Origin of the sequence: Microbacterium sp. MMO-113, from assembly GCF_037148555.1 — a bacterium.
Lineage (GTDB): Bacteria > Actinomycetota > Actinomycetes > Actinomycetales > Microbacteriaceae > Microbacterium.
Genome location: NZ_JBBCTD010000004.1, coordinates 191,748 through 208,443 on the forward strand (window position 1 = coordinate 191,748; position 16,696 = coordinate 208,443).

Annotated in this window: 18 protein-coding genes; 5 read left to right on the forward strand and 13 right to left on the reverse strand. The window is 71.8% G+C overall.

The window, feature by feature from the left end:
• Window positions 1-171 precede the first annotated feature (171 nt).
• The gene (locus WFJ36_RS14600; RefSeq protein ID WP_071329209.1) at window positions 172-1,233 is read right to left on the reverse strand and encodes an enoyl-CoA hydratase/isomerase family protein; all 1,062 of its coding nucleotides are present in this window, start codon (window positions 1,231-1,233) and stop codon (window positions 172-174) included.
• Window positions 1,234-1,343: 110 nt separating this feature from the next.
• Here WFJ36_RS14600 and WFJ36_RS14605 point away from each other — a divergent pair, with 110 nt between their 5' ends.
• Window positions 1,344-3,302 carry an ATP-binding cassette domain-containing protein gene (locus tag WFJ36_RS14605; protein WP_336643583.1) on the forward strand — a complete coding sequence of 653 codons (1,959 nt, stop codon included), beginning with the start codon at window positions 1,344-1,346 and terminating at the stop codon, window positions 3,300-3,302.
• Between the two features lie 50 nt (window positions 3,303-3,352).
• On the opposite strand, the gene WFJ36_RS14610 is transcribed toward WFJ36_RS14605, so the two are convergent.
• From WFJ36_RS14610 to WFJ36_RS14660, 11 genes are all read right to left on the reverse strand, one after another.
• Window positions 3,353-3,802 (reverse strand): hypothetical protein, encoded by a 450-nt coding sequence (locus WFJ36_RS14610; RefSeq protein WP_071329211.1) that lies wholly within the window; start codon window positions 3,800-3,802, stop codon window positions 3,353-3,355.
• Between the two features lie 301 nt (window positions 3,803-4,103).
• The gene (locus WFJ36_RS14615; protein WP_336643584.1) at window positions 4,104-5,426 is read right to left on the reverse strand and encodes a glutamate-1-semialdehyde 2,1-aminomutase; all 1,323 of its coding nucleotides are present in this window, start codon (window positions 5,424-5,426) and stop codon (window positions 4,104-4,106) included.
• A 96-nt stretch (window positions 5,427-5,522) separates the two neighbouring features.
• Window positions 5,523-6,500 (reverse strand): porphobilinogen synthase, encoded by a 978-nt coding sequence (gene hemB, locus WFJ36_RS14620; RefSeq protein WP_071329213.1) that lies wholly within the window; start codon window positions 6,498-6,500, stop codon window positions 5,523-5,525.
• Window positions 6,497-7,294, reverse strand: a complete 798-nt coding sequence (locus tag WFJ36_RS14625; protein ID WP_071329214.1) for a uroporphyrinogen-III synthase — start codon at window positions 7,292-7,294, stop codon at window positions 6,497-6,499. The genes hemB and WFJ36_RS14625 overlap by 4 nt, the downstream gene beginning before the upstream one ends.
• Entirely contained in the window at window positions 7,291-8,292 is a 1,002-nt protein-coding gene (gene hemC, locus WFJ36_RS14630) for a hydroxymethylbilane synthase (RefSeq protein ID WP_071329215.1), read from the reverse strand. The genes WFJ36_RS14625 and hemC overlap by 4 nt, the downstream gene beginning before the upstream one ends.
• 5 nt (window positions 8,293-8,297) lie before the next feature.
• Window positions 8,298-8,975 (reverse strand): hydrogen peroxide-dependent heme synthase, encoded by a 678-nt coding sequence (gene hemQ, locus WFJ36_RS14635; RefSeq protein ID WP_256209451.1) that lies wholly within the window; start codon window positions 8,973-8,975, stop codon window positions 8,298-8,300.
• Window positions 8,976-9,054: 79 nt separating this feature from the next.
• Window positions 9,055-9,327: a hypothetical protein gene (locus WFJ36_RS14640; RefSeq protein WP_071329217.1), complete on the reverse strand. Its 273-nt coding sequence runs from the start codon at window positions 9,325-9,327 to the stop codon at window positions 9,055-9,057.
• The gene (locus tag WFJ36_RS14645) at window positions 9,314-9,721 is read right to left on the reverse strand and encodes a phage holin family protein (RefSeq protein WP_071329218.1); all 408 of its coding nucleotides are present in this window, start codon (window positions 9,719-9,721) and stop codon (window positions 9,314-9,316) included. The genes WFJ36_RS14640 and WFJ36_RS14645 overlap by 14 nt, the downstream gene beginning before the upstream one ends.
• Window position 9,722: 1 nt before the next feature.
• A complete protein-coding gene (locus WFJ36_RS14650) occupies window positions 9,723-10,136 on the reverse strand; it encodes a hypothetical protein (RefSeq protein ID WP_312674784.1) in 414 nt (137 codons plus the stop codon).
• 165 nt (window positions 10,137-10,301) lie between these two features.
• A complete protein-coding gene (locus WFJ36_RS14655) occupies window positions 10,302-11,801 on the reverse strand; it encodes a protoporphyrinogen/coproporphyrinogen oxidase (RefSeq protein WP_292786241.1) in 1,500 nt (499 codons plus the stop codon).
• A 92-nt stretch (window positions 11,802-11,893) separates the two neighbouring features.
• On the reverse strand, window positions 11,894-12,205 hold the full coding sequence (locus WFJ36_RS14660) for a metalloregulator ArsR/SmtB family transcription factor (RefSeq protein ID WP_071329221.1): 312 nt from the start codon (window positions 12,203-12,205) through the stop codon (window positions 11,894-11,896).
• A gap of 66 nt (window positions 12,206-12,271) precedes the next feature.
• Here WFJ36_RS14660 and WFJ36_RS14665 point away from each other — a divergent pair, with 66 nt between their 5' ends.
• The gene (locus WFJ36_RS14665) at window positions 12,272-13,165 is read left to right on the forward strand and encodes an NAD(P)H-binding protein (protein WP_071329222.1); all 894 of its coding nucleotides are present in this window, start codon (window positions 12,272-12,274) and stop codon (window positions 13,163-13,165) included.
• 51 nt (window positions 13,166-13,216) lie between these two features.
• Here WFJ36_RS14665 and hemE read toward each other — a convergent pair whose 3' ends face one another.
• Window positions 13,217-14,239 (reverse strand): uroporphyrinogen decarboxylase, encoded by a 1,023-nt coding sequence (gene hemE / locus WFJ36_RS14670; protein ID WP_071329223.1) that lies wholly within the window; start codon window positions 14,237-14,239, stop codon window positions 13,217-13,219.
• Between the two features lie 72 nt (window positions 14,240-14,311).
• On the opposite strand from hemE, the gene WFJ36_RS14675 reads away from it, so the two are divergent.
• The 3 genes from WFJ36_RS14675 to WFJ36_RS14685 are packed head-to-tail and all read left to right on the forward strand — an operon-like array spanning window position 14,312 to window position 16,669.
• Window positions 14,312-15,628 carry a glutamyl-tRNA reductase gene (locus tag WFJ36_RS14675; RefSeq protein WP_071329413.1) on the forward strand — a complete coding sequence of 439 codons (1,317 nt, stop codon included), beginning with the start codon at window positions 14,312-14,314 and terminating at the stop codon, window positions 15,626-15,628.
• A gap of 25 nt (window positions 15,629-15,653) precedes the next feature.
• Window positions 15,654-16,244 carry an HhH-GPD-type base excision DNA repair protein gene (locus WFJ36_RS14680; protein ID WP_336643585.1) on the forward strand — a complete coding sequence of 197 codons (591 nt, stop codon included), beginning with the start codon at window positions 15,654-15,656 and terminating at the stop codon, window positions 16,242-16,244.
• Window positions 16,244-16,669, forward strand: a complete 426-nt coding sequence (locus tag WFJ36_RS14685) for a DUF1801 domain-containing protein (protein WP_336643586.1) — start codon at window positions 16,244-16,246, stop codon at window positions 16,667-16,669. Before WFJ36_RS14680 ends, WFJ36_RS14685 begins: the two co-directional genes overlap by 1 nt.
• Window positions 16,670-16,696: the final 27 nt, after the last annotated feature.

Below are 16,696 nucleotides of genomic sequence, written 5' to 3' on the forward strand. Positions count from 1 at the left end.
GGAGGTGGCGGATCTCCCGGCAGACGGATGCCGACCGACGACCGGCCATAGGACAGGGTGCCACGAAGCGGCGACATTCGGATCCCCCTCCGGGAGGACCTTCGCTCAGAGCGAACCGCTAACGCGTCACCGTTGTCTATCTGTTTGGGGGGCTCGACGCCGAGGCGCGCGTCAGAACAGCGCCGGCTGCGGGACGTAGTCGCGGGCGGGAGCCCCGGCGTCGGGTCCGAGCTCGGCAAGGGTGGCGGGCTGCCACCGCGGGTTGCGGTCCTTGTCCACGAGCTGCGCGCGGATGCCCTCCACGAGATCGGGGTGCTCGTTCACGAACCAGAGCACTCGGCGGTACTCGCCCTCCAGCGCGGCGCGGAGCCCGGTCATCTCCCGGGCCTCCCGCACCGCATCGAGCGTGACGACGAGCCCGGTCGGGGCCAGCCCGTCGAGCAGGTCGGCGACGGCCGCCGCCTCGTCGGTGCCGAGCGCGCGGAGCCGCTCCAGGATCTCGGGGACGGTCGGGGCGGCGAAGGCGTCGTCGATCCACTCCCGCGCGGCGGGGAGCGCAGACGGCTCCGGCGTCTCGTCGAACAGCAGGACGATCTCGCTGGGGCTCGTCGGGTCGGCGCGGTAGGCGAGAGCCTCGCGAAGGGCATCGAGGCGGTCGGAGGGGACGAAGTGGTCGGCGAATCCCGCGTACACGGCATCGGCACCGTTCATCGTCGTCCCGGTGAGACCGAGGTACTCGCCGAGGCGCCCCGGCGCCCGCCCCAGCAGCCACGTGCCGCCGACATCGGGCGTGAAGCCGATCCGGGTCTCCGGCATGGCGAGCTTCGAGCGCTCGGTGACCACGCGGATCGCGGCATGCCCCGCGAGACCGATGCCGCCGCCCATCGTGATGCCGTCGGCGAGCGCGACGACGGGCTTCGGATACTCCGCGATCATGGCGTTCATCGCGTACTCCCGGCGGAAGAACTCCGCGGACTGCTCCGGATGACCCGAGGTGATCTGGCTGTGCAGGCGGCGCACGTCGCCCCCTGCGCACATCCCACGCTCGCCCTCGCCGTCGATGAGGACGATCTGGACGTCGGAGTCGTCGCGCCACCCGGCGAGCGCCGCGGTGATATCCGCGATCATGTCCTCGTCGAGCGCATTGATCGCCTCAGGGCGGTTGAGCGTGAGCCGCCCGAGCGCTCCTTCGGTGCGGATGAGGACACGGGGCGCGGCGGGGGTATCGGTCACGGGTGCCAGGCTACCCCGTCGCGTGCGGCCGGATTCCGCACGAAATGCGGGTTCCGGGGCGGTTTTCCGGCAGGATAGGAGGAACTGTTCATCGCAACGAGAGGTCCCGGATGCCCGAAGGACAGGTGCTCGAATTCACGAATGTGACGAAGCGCTTCAACGAGGTGACCGCCGTCTCGGACTTCTCCGCACGGGTCGAGCCCGGCGCGGTCACCGCTTTCCTCGGCCCCAACGGCGCCGGTAAGACGACGACCCTGCGCATCCTGCTCGGCCAGGTGCGCGCCACGTCCGGCACCGCAACGATCGGCGGCGTCGCGTACGCCGAGCTGCGTCAGCCGCTGCGCACCATCGGCGCGGTGCTGGAGGAGACGGCCTACCGGCCGCGCCGCACGGCCAGCCGTCAGCTCACGATCGCCGCGAAGGCCAACGGCATCCGCCTGGCGCGCGTCGACGAGGTCATCTCCCTCGTCGGCCTGGAGGGCGAAGCGGATACCCGCATCGGCGGATTCTCGCTCGGCATGCGCCAGCGCCTCAGCGTCGCCCACGCACTCCTCGGCGACCCGGGAGCGCTCGTCTTCGACGAGCCGGCGAACGGTCTCGACCCGGAGGGCATCCGCTGGATGCGCCTGCTGATGCGTCGCCTCGCCGACGAAGGCCGGACGGTCCTGGTCTCCTCCCATGTGCTCAGCGAGATCGAGCAGGTCGCCGACCACGTGCTCGTGCTCTCCAAGGGACGCCTCGTGCTGTCCAGCGGCATCGAGACGCTGGCCGACCCGGCCGGCGGTTCGGTGGTGGTCGACTCCGTCGATCGTCCCGGCCTCACGACCGCCCTGGTCGCCGCGGGATTCGACATCGAGGTGCTCCGCTCCGGTCTGACCGTGCGGGGGACGGACGCGAGCCGGGTGGGCGCCGTTGCGGCGGACGCCGGCATCGCTCTCAGCACCCTCGTGCAGCGCGGTCCGACGTTGGAGGACGTGTTCATCGACCTCATGCGCGGCGGTCGATTCGACACGGCGCCTGCACTCGATCAGCCCGAGGACGCGGCAGAGTCCGCGACGGGCGAAGCGGCCGCCGGAGCTGCCGCCTCCGCTCTCGCCGCCGGCGGTGCCGCGGCTCTCGCCGACGATCTCAGCACGGAGACCCCCGGCGACGCCGCGGCCACCGAGTCCGACGACGACGAGGCGGTGGGAGCCGAGGGCCCGGCCGACGACGCGACGACCCCGCTCGTGACCGTGGTCGAGACCGCTGCGAACGACGACGCCACCCAGGTCGTCCCCGTCGTCGAGGAGACCGTCGCGCTGACGCTGCCCGAACCCGAGGATGAGACGGGCGCGACGCCCGACACCGCGTCCGATGCGAAGTCCGACTCCTCGCGCTCGTTCGACGACATCCTCTCCGGCACTCCCGCGCCGGTGTCCGCGACCGAGTCCCCGCGACGCTCTTTCGCCGCCCTGTTCGCGGCATCCTCCGCCGAGATGGCAGACGAAGACACGAAGGCCGGGGAGGCGCGCACGTCGCCCGAGCAGTCGGCGGGACAGGACGCTCCCACCCCAGGAGAGTCGGACGAGACGACGCCCGACGCGTCCCTCCCCGCAGAGGGCGCCGAGGCCGAGGCTGTTGAAGCTCCGTCTGAGATCGACGCCGCCGACGGCTCGATCGGCGCCGAGGACGCGGAGTCCGCAGCCGACGAGGCGGGCCCCGCGGGCGTGGAGTTCTTCTCCGAACTCGAAACCGCGGCCGCCCCGAACGACGAGGGCGCGACCGCCGACACGACGGAGCCGGCAGACGGGTTCGACCCCGCGAGCGACGACGAGGACCCGCGATCCGCGGCCGTGAGCTCCATGCTCGCCGCCGCCGCCCGCGCTTACTACGAGGACGAGCCCCGGGACTACCCGCTCGCTTCCGGGGAGGGCGACGCCCCCGCCGAGGCCGCATCGCCCGAAGAGCAGGCGTCCTCGCAGGGCGAGCCCTCGGAAGAGTCCGGTGCGCATGCTCCGGACCAGGATCAGGCGCCCGACACCGATGCGGACGAAGACCACAGCGCGCGCTCCGACGAGAACCACGGCTGAACCGCGCACACGAACGCCCTCCCGATCGGGAGGGCGTTCTGCGTCCGACCTCAGGCCGGGCGGGGCCGGATGACGGGCCGGCGACGGCCCTTCGAGACCGGCGTCGGGGCCGTGGCGACGATCTCCTCGACCGTTGCGGGCTCCTCGGAGACCGGAAGGCGGAGCGCCTGCGTCAGCGCGAGGCCGTGCCGTGTAGTCAGGATCAGACGGTTGTACTGCGGGTCGCCTTCGAGATCGACGACCACGCTGGGGCGTCGGCGGCGGATCAGCACGAAGTCGAGGCTGCCTGCCGCTTTCCAGCTCCCGGCTGCCAGGACGCCCGGGATGTGGGTACCCGGATTGGGGACCCCGCGAAGCCAGGTCCAGGCGTCATCCGTCAGCTGGACCTTGGTGATCGTGTCGCGCACGATGCGCACGTTCTCGCGGTGGAAGGTGGCGGCACGTTCGATGGGCGAGAGCACGACCTCGAGTTGCGTCTGGTCCAGCAACAACGTCACCATGCCCCCAGTCTGCCAGCGCCGCCCTCCCGGTTGGCTGGAAGTTGCTCACAGGAACGCAACGATCCCTTGTCGGAATCCCCCACGCTCCGCACGCACGGCTCCTTCGCGAGAACAGGCTGCCGCGCAAGAACAGGCGCTGCCGCGGGCGTACGCCTGACCCCGCGCGGAGGCCTGATGCCGACGCCCCTCGAGCCTGCAGGCGTTCACGAGAGATCAGGCAACGGGGTCAAAGGGTTCCTGTCCCCGCGCGGGTGCCTGTTCTCACGCGAACGAACCTCCCCGGCAGCCGTGGGAGCAGTGGTCAGGGACGCGCGGTCTGGGCCGCCTGGGCGGCGTGCGGCAGGGCCGCCTCGATGCGCTGGAGCTCGTCCTCGCCGTGGGCGGCGGTGAGGAACCAGGCCTCGAAGACGCTCGGCGGCAGCGCGACGCCGTGCTCGCGCATCGCGTGGAAGAACGCCGCGTACCGGAACGACTCCTGTGCCTGCGCCTCGGCGTAGTCGCGCGGAGCGGAGGCGCGGAACGAGGCGCTGAAGAGGTTGCCGGCGGAGGCGAGCGCATGGGTCACACCGGCCTCGGTGAGCGCGCGGTCCAGCGCCGACGAGACCCGAGCGGCGGCGGCATCGACGGTCGCGTAGACCTCGGGCGTCGCGAGGCGGAGCGTGGCCAGGCCCGCAGCCACGGACAGCGGGTTCCCGGAGAGCGTGCCCGCCTGGTAGACCGGTCCGAGGGGCGCCAGGAGGTCCATGACCTCGGCACGACCGCCGAGGGCCGCGAGCGGCATACCGCCGCCGCCGACCTTGCCGAACGTCAGGATGTCGGGCAGGTAGTCCTCTCCGGCCGCCGCCTGGAGGCCCCAGAAGCCGGCCGGGTGCACCCGGAAGCCGGTGAGGACCTCGTCGAGGATCATCAGAGCACCGTGGGCGTGCGCGGTCTCCGCGATGAGGCGGTTGAAGCCCGGCAGCGGAGGGACGACGCCCATGTTCGCGGCCGAGGCCTCGACGATGACGGCCGCGATGCGGGGGCCGTGCTCGGCGAAGACGGCGGCGAGCGCCTCGGGGTCGTTGTAGCGGATCACGAGCGTCTGCGCGGCGATCGGCGCGGGCACGCCGGCCGAACCGGGAAGCGCCAGCGTGGCCACCCCGGACCCGGCTTCCGCGAGCAGGCCGTCGGAGTGGCCGTGATAGTGCCCGGCGAACTTCACGAGCAGATCGCGGCCGGTCGCGCCGCGGGCGAGACGGATCGCGGTCATCGTGGCCTCGGTGCCGGTCGACACGAGACGGACGCGCTCGACGGGACGGATCTCACCGAAGCGGACGCGGTCGGCGATGAGCGCCGCGAGCTCGACCTCCCCTTCGGTCGGAGCGCCGAAGGAGAGCCCCCGGGCGGCGGCCTCCTGCACCGCGGCGACGACCTCGGGCTGCGCGTGTCCGAGCAGCGCGGGGCCCCAGGAAGCGACGAGGTCGACGTACTCGCGTCCCGCGGCGTCGGTCACGGTGGCACCACGCGCCGAAGCGAGGAACCGGGGCGTCCCGCCGACCGACCCGTAGGCGCGCACCGGAGAGTTCACCCCACCGGGGATCACCGCTCGGGCGGCAGAGAAAAGGTCGTCATTGCGGTCGGTCATCGAGGCTCCTCCGTGATGCACGGAACTCTCCCGGCATCCCTTCCAGGCTAACCCGCCGCGTCTCCCCCGGAGGCCGCCGGCAGGCAGCAGGAAGACTCAGCCGCGCAGCCAGCGGGCCGCTTCGGTGGCCCAGTACGTCAGCACGGCATCGGCGCCCGCCCGGCGGATCGACAGCAGCGACTCGAGGACCGCGGCACGCCGATCGATCCAGCCATTCGCGGCGGCGGCCTCGATCATCGCGTACTCGCCCGACACCTGGTACGCCCAGACCGGGACGGTCACGGCGTCGCGCACCTCGCGCAGCACGTCGAGGAAGGCCATCGCCGGCTTCACCATGACGATGTCGGCGCCCTCATCCTCGTCGACCAGCGCCTCCCGTACGCCCTCGCGACGGTTGCCGGGGTCGAGCTGATACGTGCGGCGGTCGCCCTGGAGCTGCGAGTCCACGGCCTCGCGGAACGGGCCGTAGAACGCGCTGGCGTACTTCGCGGCGTACGCCAGGATGAGGGTGTCGGTGAAGCCCTCGGCGTCGAGCGCCTGACGGATCACGGCGACCTGGCCGTCCATCATCCCGGACAGCCCGAGCAGCTGCGAGCCCGCGCGCGCCTGGGCGAGGGCCATCGAGGCGTACCGCTCCAGGGTCGCGTCGTTGTCCACCGAGCCGTCGGAAGCGAGGACGCCGCAGTGACCGTGATCGGTGAATTCGTCGAGGCAGAGGTCGGTCTGCACGACGAGCGCGTCGCCGACCTCGGCTGCCAGCGCCTCGGTGGCGACGTTCAGGATGCCCTGCGGGTCGTCCGCGCCGGAGCCGCGGGCGTCGCGGACCGCGGGAACGCCGAACAGCATGACGCCGCCCACTCCGACCTCGGCGGCCTCGACGGCGGCCGCCCGCAGCGAGTCGATCGAGTGCTGAGCGACACCGGGCATCGATCCGATGGGGACCTGTTCGCTGAGGCCCTCGCGGACGAAGAGCGGGAGCACGAGCTGACGCGGCTCGAGGGAGGTCTCGCGCACGAGGTCGCGAACAGCGCGCGACTGTCGCAGTCGGCGCAGACGAATGTCGGGGAAGCTCACGGCGCGAACTCGTCTGCCGCGTGCGGAAGGGTGAACTGCGACACGGCATCGATCAGCGCGTCGATGGTCTGCCGATCGGCGACCACCGAGACGGGGAGACCGGCACGCTCGGCGTCCTTGGCTGTGCGCGGGCCGATGGCCGCGAGCAGCGTCTCGTCCGGGATCTCGGGGAACTGCTCGCGAACCTGCTCGGCCACCGATCCGCTGGTGATGAGGATCGCGTTGATCCGGCCGTTCTCGACGTCGCGGCGGATGCGCTCCGTCACCGGGACACCGACCGTGCGATAGGCGACGACGCCGTGCACGTCGTGCCCCGCGTCGGACAGGAGGAGGCTGAGGACGGGCTTGGCGATCTCGCTGCGCAGGGCCAGGATGCGACGCGGCTCGTGCTCCAGGGCGATGAGCTGCTGCGCCATGCCCTGCGCGGAGTTGTCCTGCTCCGGGACCAGGGCGACCTCGTAGCCCACGGCCTGCAGCGCCGCGGCCGTCGTCTCGCCCACCGCGGCGATCTTCGTGGTCTTGGGCACGACCGCGCGGTGCGCGAACAGGACGTCCACCGTGGTCGCGCTCGTGACGGTCAGCCAGTCGAACTCCCCGGCTGCGAGCTGCTCCAGCGCACGATCGAGGGTCGCCTGGTCGGTCGTCGGAGCGAAGTTGATGAGGGGGGCGACGACGGGAACGGCGCCGAGGGCCCGGAGGCTCGCGGCGACGCTGTCACCCCAGGGGCCGCCACGGGGCACGAGGATGCGCCAGCCGTCCAGCGGTCGGTCCTGCTTGCTTTCAGAAGTGGTCATGACAATTCGGAGTGCTCTTGAGGGACGAGGTCAGCCGCCCCTTGATCGAGCAGCCGACGGGCAACAGCGAGCCCGAACTCACGCGCTGCGTGCATCGGGTCTGCACCATCGGCAGCATCCGCACCATTGCCACTGCCGTTCCGATGAATATACTCCCCGTTCAGGGCTTCCGTGACGTCCAGCCCGATCCGGCGACCGCCGTCCGGGGCGTAGACCACCGTCCTGACGCGGATCTCGGAGCCCTGGACGATCGCGTGCGCCGCCATGGGGGCTTGACAACCGGCATCCAGTCCCTCCAGGATGGCGCGCTCGACCGTGATCGCCAGCCGCGTCTCCCGATGGTCCAGCGCCGACAGCGCCGCGCGCAGCTCCTCCGGCGCATCCGCCCGCGTCTCGACCGCGAGCGACCCCTGGCCGGGCGCCGTCGGCCACTCCGCCAGGCCGAGCTCCTCGCGGTGCAACGGGGAGTCCGTGCCGAGCCGCGAGAGTCCGGCGGCGGCGAGGATCACGGCGTCCAGCTCGCCGGACGCCACCCGCGCGAGGCGGGAGTCGACGTTGCCGCGGATGTCCACGACGTGGGCACGGGGCGCCCGACGGTGGACCTGCGCGATGCGTCGCGGGGAGCCGGTGCCGACGGCGCTCCCTTCGGGCAGCTCGTGCAGGGGGATGCCGTGGCGGGTGAGCACGACATCACGGGCGTCTTCCCGTCGGGGCGTCGCCGCGATGACGAGCGACTCCGGCACCGCGGTCGGAAGGTCCTTCAGCGAGTGCACGAGGAAGTCGCACTCGCCGGCGAGGAGGGCCTCACGGAGCCGGGTGGCGAAGATGCCGAGGCCGCCGATCTCTGACAGCGAGGCGCGGTTGGTGTCGCCTTCGCTGGTGATCGGGACGAGCTCGACGCGGCGGCCGGTGACCTTCTCCAGCGCGGCGGCGACGTGACCGGACTGCGCCTGCGCGAGCGCGCTGCGACGGGTGCCGAGACGGATGGGGGTGCTCATGGCGCTTACTGCAGCACGTCCGCGATCTCGTCGAAGCGCAGGCGGCGCCCGGTGTAGAAGGGCACCTCCTCCTTCACGAACATGCGGGCGTCGGTGTAGCGGAGGTCGCGCATCATGTCGACGAGATCGGTCAGCTCGTCGGCCTCGAGCGGCAGCAGCCACTCGTAGTCACCGAGGGCGAAAGAGGCCACGGTGTTGGCGATGACGCCGGTGAACGCCGCGCCCTTGCGCCCGTGATCGGCGAGCATCGCACGACGATCGCTCTCCGGGGCGAGGTACCACTCCGGCGTGCGGACGAACGGGTAGAGGCAGAGCCAGTCCTTGGGCTCGATGCCGCGGAGGAAGCCGGGGACGTGCGCACGGTTGAACTCCGCATCGCGGTGGACGCCCATGACGTTCCACACCGGAAGGAGCGAGCGCAGCATCTCGGTGCGGCGCAGGCGGCGGAGGGCCTTCTGCAGCTCCTCGGCGGTGGCGCCGTGCAGCCACACCATGAGGTCGGCGTCGGCCTTGAGCCCGGAGACGTCGTAGAAGCCGCGGACGGTGACGCCGGAGTCCTCGACGTGCGAGACGATCGACTCGAGCTCGGTCGCATCGTTCTCGGTGACGGGGGCGTCGGGGTTACGTCGCCAGACGGCCCAGAGGGTGTAACCGGACGGGTTCTCTTCGCGCAGGTCGGACATGATCCCAGTCTGCCCCCTTTGCGGAGGAGCCGCTAATCAGGGGAATACTGCCCGCACGCGAGGGCGGTGCCCGGGTGGATCAGCGGGCGATGGCGCGGGCGATGGCCCACACGATCCCGCCGACAGCGGCGGCGACCCCGACCGTGGCGGCGATCGCCGCGGCGGGGTTGCGGTCCGCGAACGCGCGCGCCTTCACGGCGGCCCGCGCCGACGCCTTCTCGACGCGGCGCGGGATGTTCCCCTTGACCTCGATGGCGGCGAGGGCCGCCTTCAGCTCGGCGCGCGCAGAGGCGACGGGGTCGACGATGCCCGCGGGGACCGCGGTGCGCGGCAGCGACTCAGGGGTGCTCATCGCCGGCCTCCTTCACGATTCGGATGTCTTCGGCCACGGCCTGTGCCGGGTTCTGGCGGCGGAGCACCTTGCGGAACTTCAGGATGCCGAGCAGTGCGAACAGCAGCACGGCGACGATGAGGATGCCGAAGACCGCCAGTGCGGAGAGCCACACCGGCCACCACGACGACAGTCCCGCGATCGCGAAGACGAGGATCACTGGCACGGCCCAGAACAGGAAGAACAGCGCGACGAGGAACCAGACCGAGCCGACTCCCGCGTCCTTCGCCGTGCGCGACACCCATGCCTTGGCCGCGTCGATCTCGGCCTTGACCAGATTCGTGACGAGCTCCGGCAGGTCGCCGAGCAGCGTCAGGAGGCTGTCGTCGGCGCGATCCCGATATCCGCGGGGCATGTCAGTCGTCGGACTTCCGCGGGGCGGGCTTCTTCGCGGCCGGCTTCGAAGCGGCCGGCTTCTGGGCGTCGGCGGCGCGCTCCTTGACCTCCTCGACAGCGTCCTCCGCTGCGTCCGAGATCTCCTCGGCGGCGTCCTTGCCGGAGGCGATGACCGCGTCAAGCTTCTGCCCTGGCGTGCCGTCGCCCGTGACGGACTTCACGATCTTCACGGCGCCGGTCCAGACGGCGCCCGGGACCGCGGCGGCCTTGTCGCCGACGAAACCCTTGACCTTGTCCACGCGCTCCTGCACCGGGTCGGTGTTCCAGACCTTCAGCCACTGCGTCTTGATCTGCTCGTAGCGCTCGCGTCCTGCGCGGGTGCCGAGCACATAGCCGACGCCGAGTCCGACGACGAGTCCGATCTTCCCCTTCATGGGGTCTCCTCACGTTGTTCCGGCTGTGGTCCGTCCCGGGGGACGCCGATCGCCCGCGTCTCCACCGCGATCAGGTACCCAGCGTAACGCCGTATGCCGATTTCGGCATCAATCGATCAGAGGGTTGACACGGAGCGTCCGACCGCACTCGAACGCCACGCGTGCTCAGTCCCAGAGGAGGGCGTGGCGCAGGCGCTCCGCTTCCTCCGCCGCATCCGGGACGACCTGCGCGAGCCCGGTGCCCGCGAGCCATGCGCCCACTGCGGCCAGTCCTGGCACGGCCTGCACGGCCTGACGCGCTGCGGCACGCCGCTCCCCCGAGCCGATGATCGACGCGGGCTGCGCCTGCACGAAGCGCCCACGATGACCCGCCACGACTTGATCGGCGGTCAGGGGGACCCCCAGGAGCGCCGACGCCTCCCGTCGGGCGAGGTCGATCGCGGCGTCGTCGTCCAGCGCCGCGGTGGCCGCCGGCTCCCCCTGGGCGCCGAACGAGACGCGCACGACCTCGCGGTCGCCGGCAGCCTCGCGCACCCACGACCACTTCGCCGTGGAGTGCGTGAGCGCCTTCGCCGTGTGGCTGTGCGGCACGGTGAGCACGCCGGTGCCCCGCGGTGGGGTGCGCAGCGCGGGCGCATCCAGCAGCAGGCTGATGATCTCGATCTCGGGAGCGGGCGCGGCGTCGGCCGCTGCGAGAGCGGGCACGACGCCCGCGAGCAGTTCCCGCGCCGTGTGCTCGGAGGTCGCGACGATCACTGCGTCAGCCACGAGTTCCGCCTCCTGGGTCGTCTCCTCCCCCTCGACCTGCTCCTCCGCGGCAGGCTCCTCGACCACCACACGCCACGTGGTGCCATCAGTGGTGAGGCGACGGGCAGGGACGCGGGTGCGCACGGTCGCGCCGAGCTCCTCGAGGTCGGCCGCCAGGGCGTCGACGAGCACGCTCATGCCGCCGACGAGGCCCTCCACGGCCGCGCCCGGGGTCTTCGCGCCGCGCGACACGCCCTCACCGCGGAGGGCCAGCACGGCCCCGGAGAGGGAGCCGACGCGCGTCAAGGCGGCGTTGAGTCCGGGGGCGGCGACATCGATGTCCACGTCGTCCGGGGATGCCGAGTAGACGCCCGTCGTGACGGGGGCGACGAGACGGTCGCGGACCTTCTCCCCCATGCGCGAGGCGACGAGGCGACCGAGGCTGAGCTGATGCCCGATCGTGAGCGGCGGGCGCACCCGGTCGAGATAGGCCCGCCAGGCGCCGGACCAGCCGATGATGCGGCGGACGTCGTCCTGGAACGGGTTGCCGGGGATACCGAGGATGCCCCCAGCGGGAAGCGGAGCCGCGCCGCCGCCGGGGAGTCCGGCGAGCCACGCCCCTCCCGCCTGCGGCGTCACGACGCGGTCGGAGAGGCCGAGGTCGTCCACGAGGGCGCGGACGTGCCCGCCCTTCGTCGCGTAGCTCTCCGCCCCGGCGTCGACGACGACCCCGTCCAGGGCGACCCGGCGGATCACGCCGCCCAGGGCCTCTGACCCCTCGAGCAGCGTCACCCGCATGCCGACCTTCGCGCATTCGCGGGCGGCCACCAGTCCGCCGACGCCGCCACCCACCACGACGACGTGCTTCCGTGCGGCACGGGCGGCCAGGTCGGCGGGTGCGGGGCGCTCAGGGCTCATGCCTCCATCCTTTCACCGCCCCTGTGCTTCGAATCGCCCGATTGGCCGGATAATCGCCGCGGATGCAGCCAGGTGAGCGATTGGAACGGAGGTCAGGCCCGACCGCGCTTGCGGACCTCGCGGAGGACGATCTGCTCGGGGCAGACGGTGGAGAGGAAGTCGCCCACGGAGAGGGCCAGGCGCTCGCCGACGAGCGAGTAGAGGATGCGGTTGGCGTCGCGGCGCTCGGAGACGAGGCCCGCCTGCCGCAGCACGCTCAGGTGCCGGGAGATGGTCGGCCCGCTCGCGGAGAACCGCGACGCGATCTCCCCGGCTGCGAGCTCCCCCTCCTTGAGGTCCTGCAGGATCTGCCTCCGGGTGGGGTGGGCGAGCGCCGCGAAGATGTCGGATGCGCTGTCGGCCATGCTTGCAATATAGCACCTTCGCTAGATACAGTTTCGCCAGATAGCTAATTAGCGAAGGGAAGCACCATGAAGGTCGCCATCACCGGAGGCAGTGGATTCGTCGGCCGCGCCCTCGCCGACCGGCTGGAGGAGCCCGTGGTGATCTCCCGACGTTCCGGCACGGACATCACGGACGTCGATGCGCTGACCGCGGCCTTCGCCGGATGCGACGCCGTGGCCCACTGCGCCGGGATCAACCGGGAGATCGGCGACCAGACCTTCCGCCGCGTGCACGTGGAGGGGACGGCCGCCGTCGTCGAAGCCGCCCGCCGCGCCGGTGTCCGACGCCTCGTCATGGTGAGCTTCCTCCGTGCCCGTCCCGACTGCGGCTCCGGCTACCACGAGTCGAAGTGGGAGGCCGAAGAGATCGTCCGCGGATCCGGGCTGCCGCACACGATCCTGAAATCCGGGATGATCTACGGCCCCGGCGATCACATGGTCGATCACGTGACCCGCGCCGTCCGCACCCTCCCCTTCTTCTGGACGGTCGGGTATCGCGAACGCACCGCCCGCCCTGTCCCGGTGGAGGATGCCGCGGACGTGCTGGTGGCCGCGCTCGAGGGGCGGATCCCGGAACCGACGGTCGCAGTGATGGGCGCGGACGAGGTGACGCTCGGGGAGGCCATCCGCCGGATCGCCCGCGTCGCCGGACGCCGTCCCGCCTTCCTCCCGGTGCCGACCTGGGTCGTGCGGGTGCTCGCGCAGCTCACGGAGTGGACCATGGTGGTTCCCCTGGTCGCGAAAGCACAGGCGCGGATGCTGGCGGAGGGCGTCAGCGAGCCGGCACCGTGGGCACCGGAGCCACCGGAGGGCATCCGACCCTCGCGGCCGTTCGACGACGACAGCATCCGCGCGGCACTGCCCACCGGGCGCTTCGGTCTGTCTGACCTGCGGCTGGCGCGGGCGCTTCGAATCGCGTGAATGGCTGCATCTGGGCCGCAGATGCAGCAAAGCAGGCGATTCGAACGGAGGTCAGCCGGCGCGCACGAGCTCGACGATGCGCGTGAGCTGATCGGGGTCGGTCTCCGGTGGCACGCCGTGGCCGAGGTTGAGGATGTGCCCGCGGGCCGCGCGACCGCGCTCGAGCACGTCGCGCACATGCGCTTCGAGCACCGGCCACGGCGCGCCGAGGAATGCGGGGTCGATGTTCCCCTGCACCGAGACGTCGGGGCCGAGGATCGCGGCGGCCTCATCGAGGGGCAGCCGCCAGTCGACCCCCACGCCGTCCGCGATGCCGTCGAGGCGCATGTCGCCGAGGAAGGGGCCGGTGCCGACGCCGAAGTGGATCGTCGGGACGCCGATGCCGTCCAGAGCCGTGCGGGAGTGCGGCGCCACGAAGGTGCGGTAGTCGGCGGGGCTGAGGGAGCCCGCCCAGCTGTCGAAGAGCTGCACGACCGCGGCGCCGGCATCGCGCTGCGTCTCCAGGAACCGCCGCGAGATCTGCGCCAGCCAGCCCGCGAGACGGTGCCAGGCCTCGGGCTCCGCGTGCATCATGCCGCGGGCGCGCAGGTGCTCCTTCGACGGACCGCCCTCGACGAGGTACGCGGCGAGGGTGAAGGGCGCTCCCGCGAAGCCGATGACCGGGGTGTCGCCGAGCTCCGCGACGACGATGCCGACGGCCTCCGCGATGGCGCTGCCGTCCAGGCTCTCCGGGTCGATGGCCGTGATGCGGTCGACGTCCGCGACCGTCCGCACCGGGTTCGCGAAGACAGGGCCGCGACCGGGCTCGATCTCGACCTCCACGCCGGCGAGACGCAGCGGGATGACGATGTCGCTGAAGAAGACGGCTGCGTCCACGCCGTGCCGCCGCACCGGCTGCAGAGTGATCTCGGCGGCGAGGTCAGGGGTGAGGCAGGCGTCGAGCATCCTCGTGCCGACCCGTAGCTCCCGGTACTCGGGCAGGGATCGGCCGGCCTGGCGCATGAACCAGACCGGAGCGGTGGCGGGGCGGTCGCCGGTGAGGGCGCGCAGCAGCGGGGCGTCGGAGAGTGCCATGCCTCCATCCTCCCATCCGGTGTATAGGGAGCAGCCGAGTCCCGGCTTCGGATGCTCGGGTACAATCGAAGGGTGCTGCTGTGTGTGACGGCGAGTCACAAGACCGCCTCCTTCGAACTGCTCGAACGCCTGAGCCGCACCCCCGACGACGTCGCTCCCACCATCGTGGGCATGGCGCCGTGCGTGCAGGGTGCCGTGGTCCTGGCGACGTGCAACCGCTTCGAGGCGTACGTGGAGATGGACGAGCCGGTGACCGCGGCCGGCGCCATCGGCGTGGAAGCCGTGATCGAGGCCGTCGAGTCCGCGACAGGCATCCCGGCCGCCGATCTGGACGGCGCCTATGCCGTGCACTCCGGCCGCCGCGTCGCCGAGCACCTGTTCTCCGTCGCCTCGGGCCTCGAGTCCGTCGTCTCCGGTGAGGGTGAGATCGCCGGCCAGGTCCGTCGGGCGCTGAAGTCCGCCCGGAAGGACGGCACCACGTCTCCGGAGCTCGAGCGGCTGTTCCAGCGCGCGAGCCAGGCCCAGCGCAAGGTCAAGAACGTCACCGCCCTCGGCCGCGCCGGGCGCTCGCTCGTGCGCCTCGCGCTGGAGCTCGCCGACAGCCGCATCGCCGATTGGTCCGCCGAACGCGTGCTGCTGGTCGGCACGGGCGCCTACGCGGCGGTCACCCTCGCGACCCTGCGCGAGCGCGGCGCCGTCGACATCTCCGTCTACTCCCCCTCCGGCCGCGCGGAGATCTTCGCGACGAAGCACGACATCCGCCCGGTGCCGGCCGAGGAGTATGCCCGCACGGCAGCGCACTCCACGCTGCTGATCACCTGCACCACCGCGACCGAGCCCGTGCTGGGCCCGGAGCATCTGCAGCTGCCGGTCGGCCTCGCCGCTGCGGGCTGCCCCGTCGTCGCGACCAGCGGTACGACCGGGGTCCCGAGCCGGCTGGTGGTCGACCTCGGCATGCCGCGGAACGTCGACCCGGCCGTGGCTGCGCTGGAGGGCGTCGCGCTGCTCGACCTGGAGACCATCCGCCTGCACGCTCCGCTGGAGGAGCTGCAGGCGACGGACGCCGCCCGGAGCGTCGTCCGCGAGGCCGCGGAGACCTTCCACGTGGTCGGTGCGCGCCAGAGCGTGACCCCGTCGGTCGTGGCCTTCCGCTCGCACATCTTCGAGCTGCTGGAGCGCGAGATCGACCGCGCCCGTGCCCGTGGCGACGAAGACGGCAAGGTCGAGCAGGCCCTGCGGCACCTCTCGGGCGTGCTGCTGCACACGCCGACCGTGCGGGCTCATGAGCTCGCCGCCGCCGGTCGCGCGGACGAGTTCGCCGCCGCACTGTCGACGCTGTACGGGATCGCCCCTGCCGCGGACGCCGTCGAGGACGCCGCCACAGCCTGACCCGGCGGGGTGGGAGACTGGAGGCATGGCCCTTCACATCACCGGAGACACCGCCGCCGACGCCCTGCTGACCGAGAACCCGACGGCTCTGCTGATCGGCATGCTGCTGGACCAGCAGATCCCCATGGAGACCGCGTTCACCGGACCGCTCAAGATCGAGCAGCGGACTGGAGCCGCGGATGCTGGGGCGATCGCGGGCATGGCACCCGAGGAGTTCCTGGAGGCCTTCCGCCAGACCCCCGCGGTGCACCGGTTCCCCGGCTCCATGGCGACGCGGGTGCAGACGCTGTGCCAGGCGCTCGTCGACGACTGGGACGGGGACGCCGCCGCCCTCTGGACGCGCCCTTCGGCAGGCTCAGGGACCCAGCCGAGCGGCGCCGAGGTGCTCAGACGGCTCAAGGACCTTCCCGGCTTCGGTGAGCAGAAGGCGAAGATCTTCCTCGCCCTCCTCGGCAAGCAGTACGGGTTCACCGGCGAAGGGTGGCGCGAGGCCTCGGCCCCGTACGGCGAGGACGGGTCGTACCGGAGCGTCGCCGACATCGTGTCGCCGGAGTCGCTGACGAAGGTGCGCGAGTACAAGAAGGCGATGAAGGCCGCGGCGAAGGCGGCGAAGTAGTGCAGCCGACCGGGGACGACGTCGCGGGCCTGATCGCCCGCTCCTCCCCGGCCGTGCGTCGCCGTGATGCGGAGACGCTGACCGCTCTCCTGCAGGACATCACCGGGCGCGAGCCGCAGACGTGGGGGTCGATCATCGGGTTCGGCTCCTGCCACTACCGCTACCCCACCGGGACGGAGGGCGACAGCGGCATTCTGAGCTTCGCGCCCCGGAAATCCGCGACCACGATCTACCTCCTCGACGGGGTGGACGCCCACGCGGAGGCTCTCGGCGCGCTCGGCCCGCACACGACAGGGGTGGGCTGCCTCTACCTCAAGGACCTCGACGGAGTCGACCTCGACGTGCTGCGCGGGATCCTCGAGCGTTCGCGCGCCTGGGTCGAGTCCGGCGGCGACGCGCGCATGCAGCTGACCGTCACGTCGTAGCCGAGACCCCGGGTTCCCGCCGAAACC

Coding starts and splice junctions, on each gene's coding strand:
- WFJ36_RS14605 (WP_336643583.1), top strand. CDS start 1,344: ATGCCCGAAGGACAGGTGCTCGAATTCACGAATGTGACGAAGCGCTTC.
- WFJ36_RS14610 (WP_071329211.1), bottom strand. CDS start 3,802: ATGGTGACGTTGTTGCTGGACCAGACGCAACTCGAGGTCGTGCTCTCG.
- WFJ36_RS14615 (WP_336643584.1), bottom strand. CDS start 5,426: ATGACCGACCGCAATGACGACCTTTTCTCTGCCGCCCGAGCGGTGATC.
- WFJ36_RS14625 (WP_071329214.1), bottom strand. CDS start 7,294: ATGACCACTTCTGAAAGCAAGCAGGACCGACCGCTGGACGGCTGGCGC.
- hemC (WP_071329215.1), bottom strand. CDS start 8,292: ATGAGCACCCCCATCCGTCTCGGCACCCGTCGCAGCGCGCTCGCGCAG.
- hemQ (WP_256209451.1), bottom strand. CDS start 8,975: ATGTCCGACCTGCGCGAAGAGAACCCGTCCGGTTACACCCTCTGGGCC.
- WFJ36_RS14640 (WP_071329217.1), bottom strand. CDS start 9,327: ATGAGCACCCCTGAGTCGCTGCCGCGCACCGCGGTCCCCGCGGGCATC.
- WFJ36_RS14645 (WP_071329218.1), bottom strand. CDS start 9,721: ATGCCCCGCGGATATCGGGATCGCGCCGACGACAGCCTCCTGACGCTG.
- WFJ36_RS14650 (WP_312674784.1), bottom strand. CDS start 10,136: ATGAAGGGGAAGATCGGACTCGTCGTCGGACTCGGCGTCGGCTATGTG.
- WFJ36_RS14655 (WP_292786241.1), bottom strand. CDS start 11,801: ATGAGCCCTGAGCGCCCCGCACCCGCCGACCTGGCCGCCCGTGCCGCA.
- WFJ36_RS14660 (WP_071329221.1), bottom strand. CDS start 12,205: ATGGCCGACAGCGCATCCGACATCTTCGCGGCGCTCGCCCACCCCACC.
- WFJ36_RS14665 (WP_071329222.1), top strand. CDS start 12,272: ATGAAGGTCGCCATCACCGGAGGCAGTGGATTCGTCGGCCGCGCCCTC.
- hemE (WP_071329223.1), bottom strand. CDS start 14,239: ATGGCACTCTCCGACGCCCCGCTGCTGCGCGCCCTCACCGGCGACCGC.
- WFJ36_RS14680 (WP_336643585.1), top strand. CDS start 15,654: ATGGCCCTTCACATCACCGGAGACACCGCCGCCGACGCCCTGCTGACC.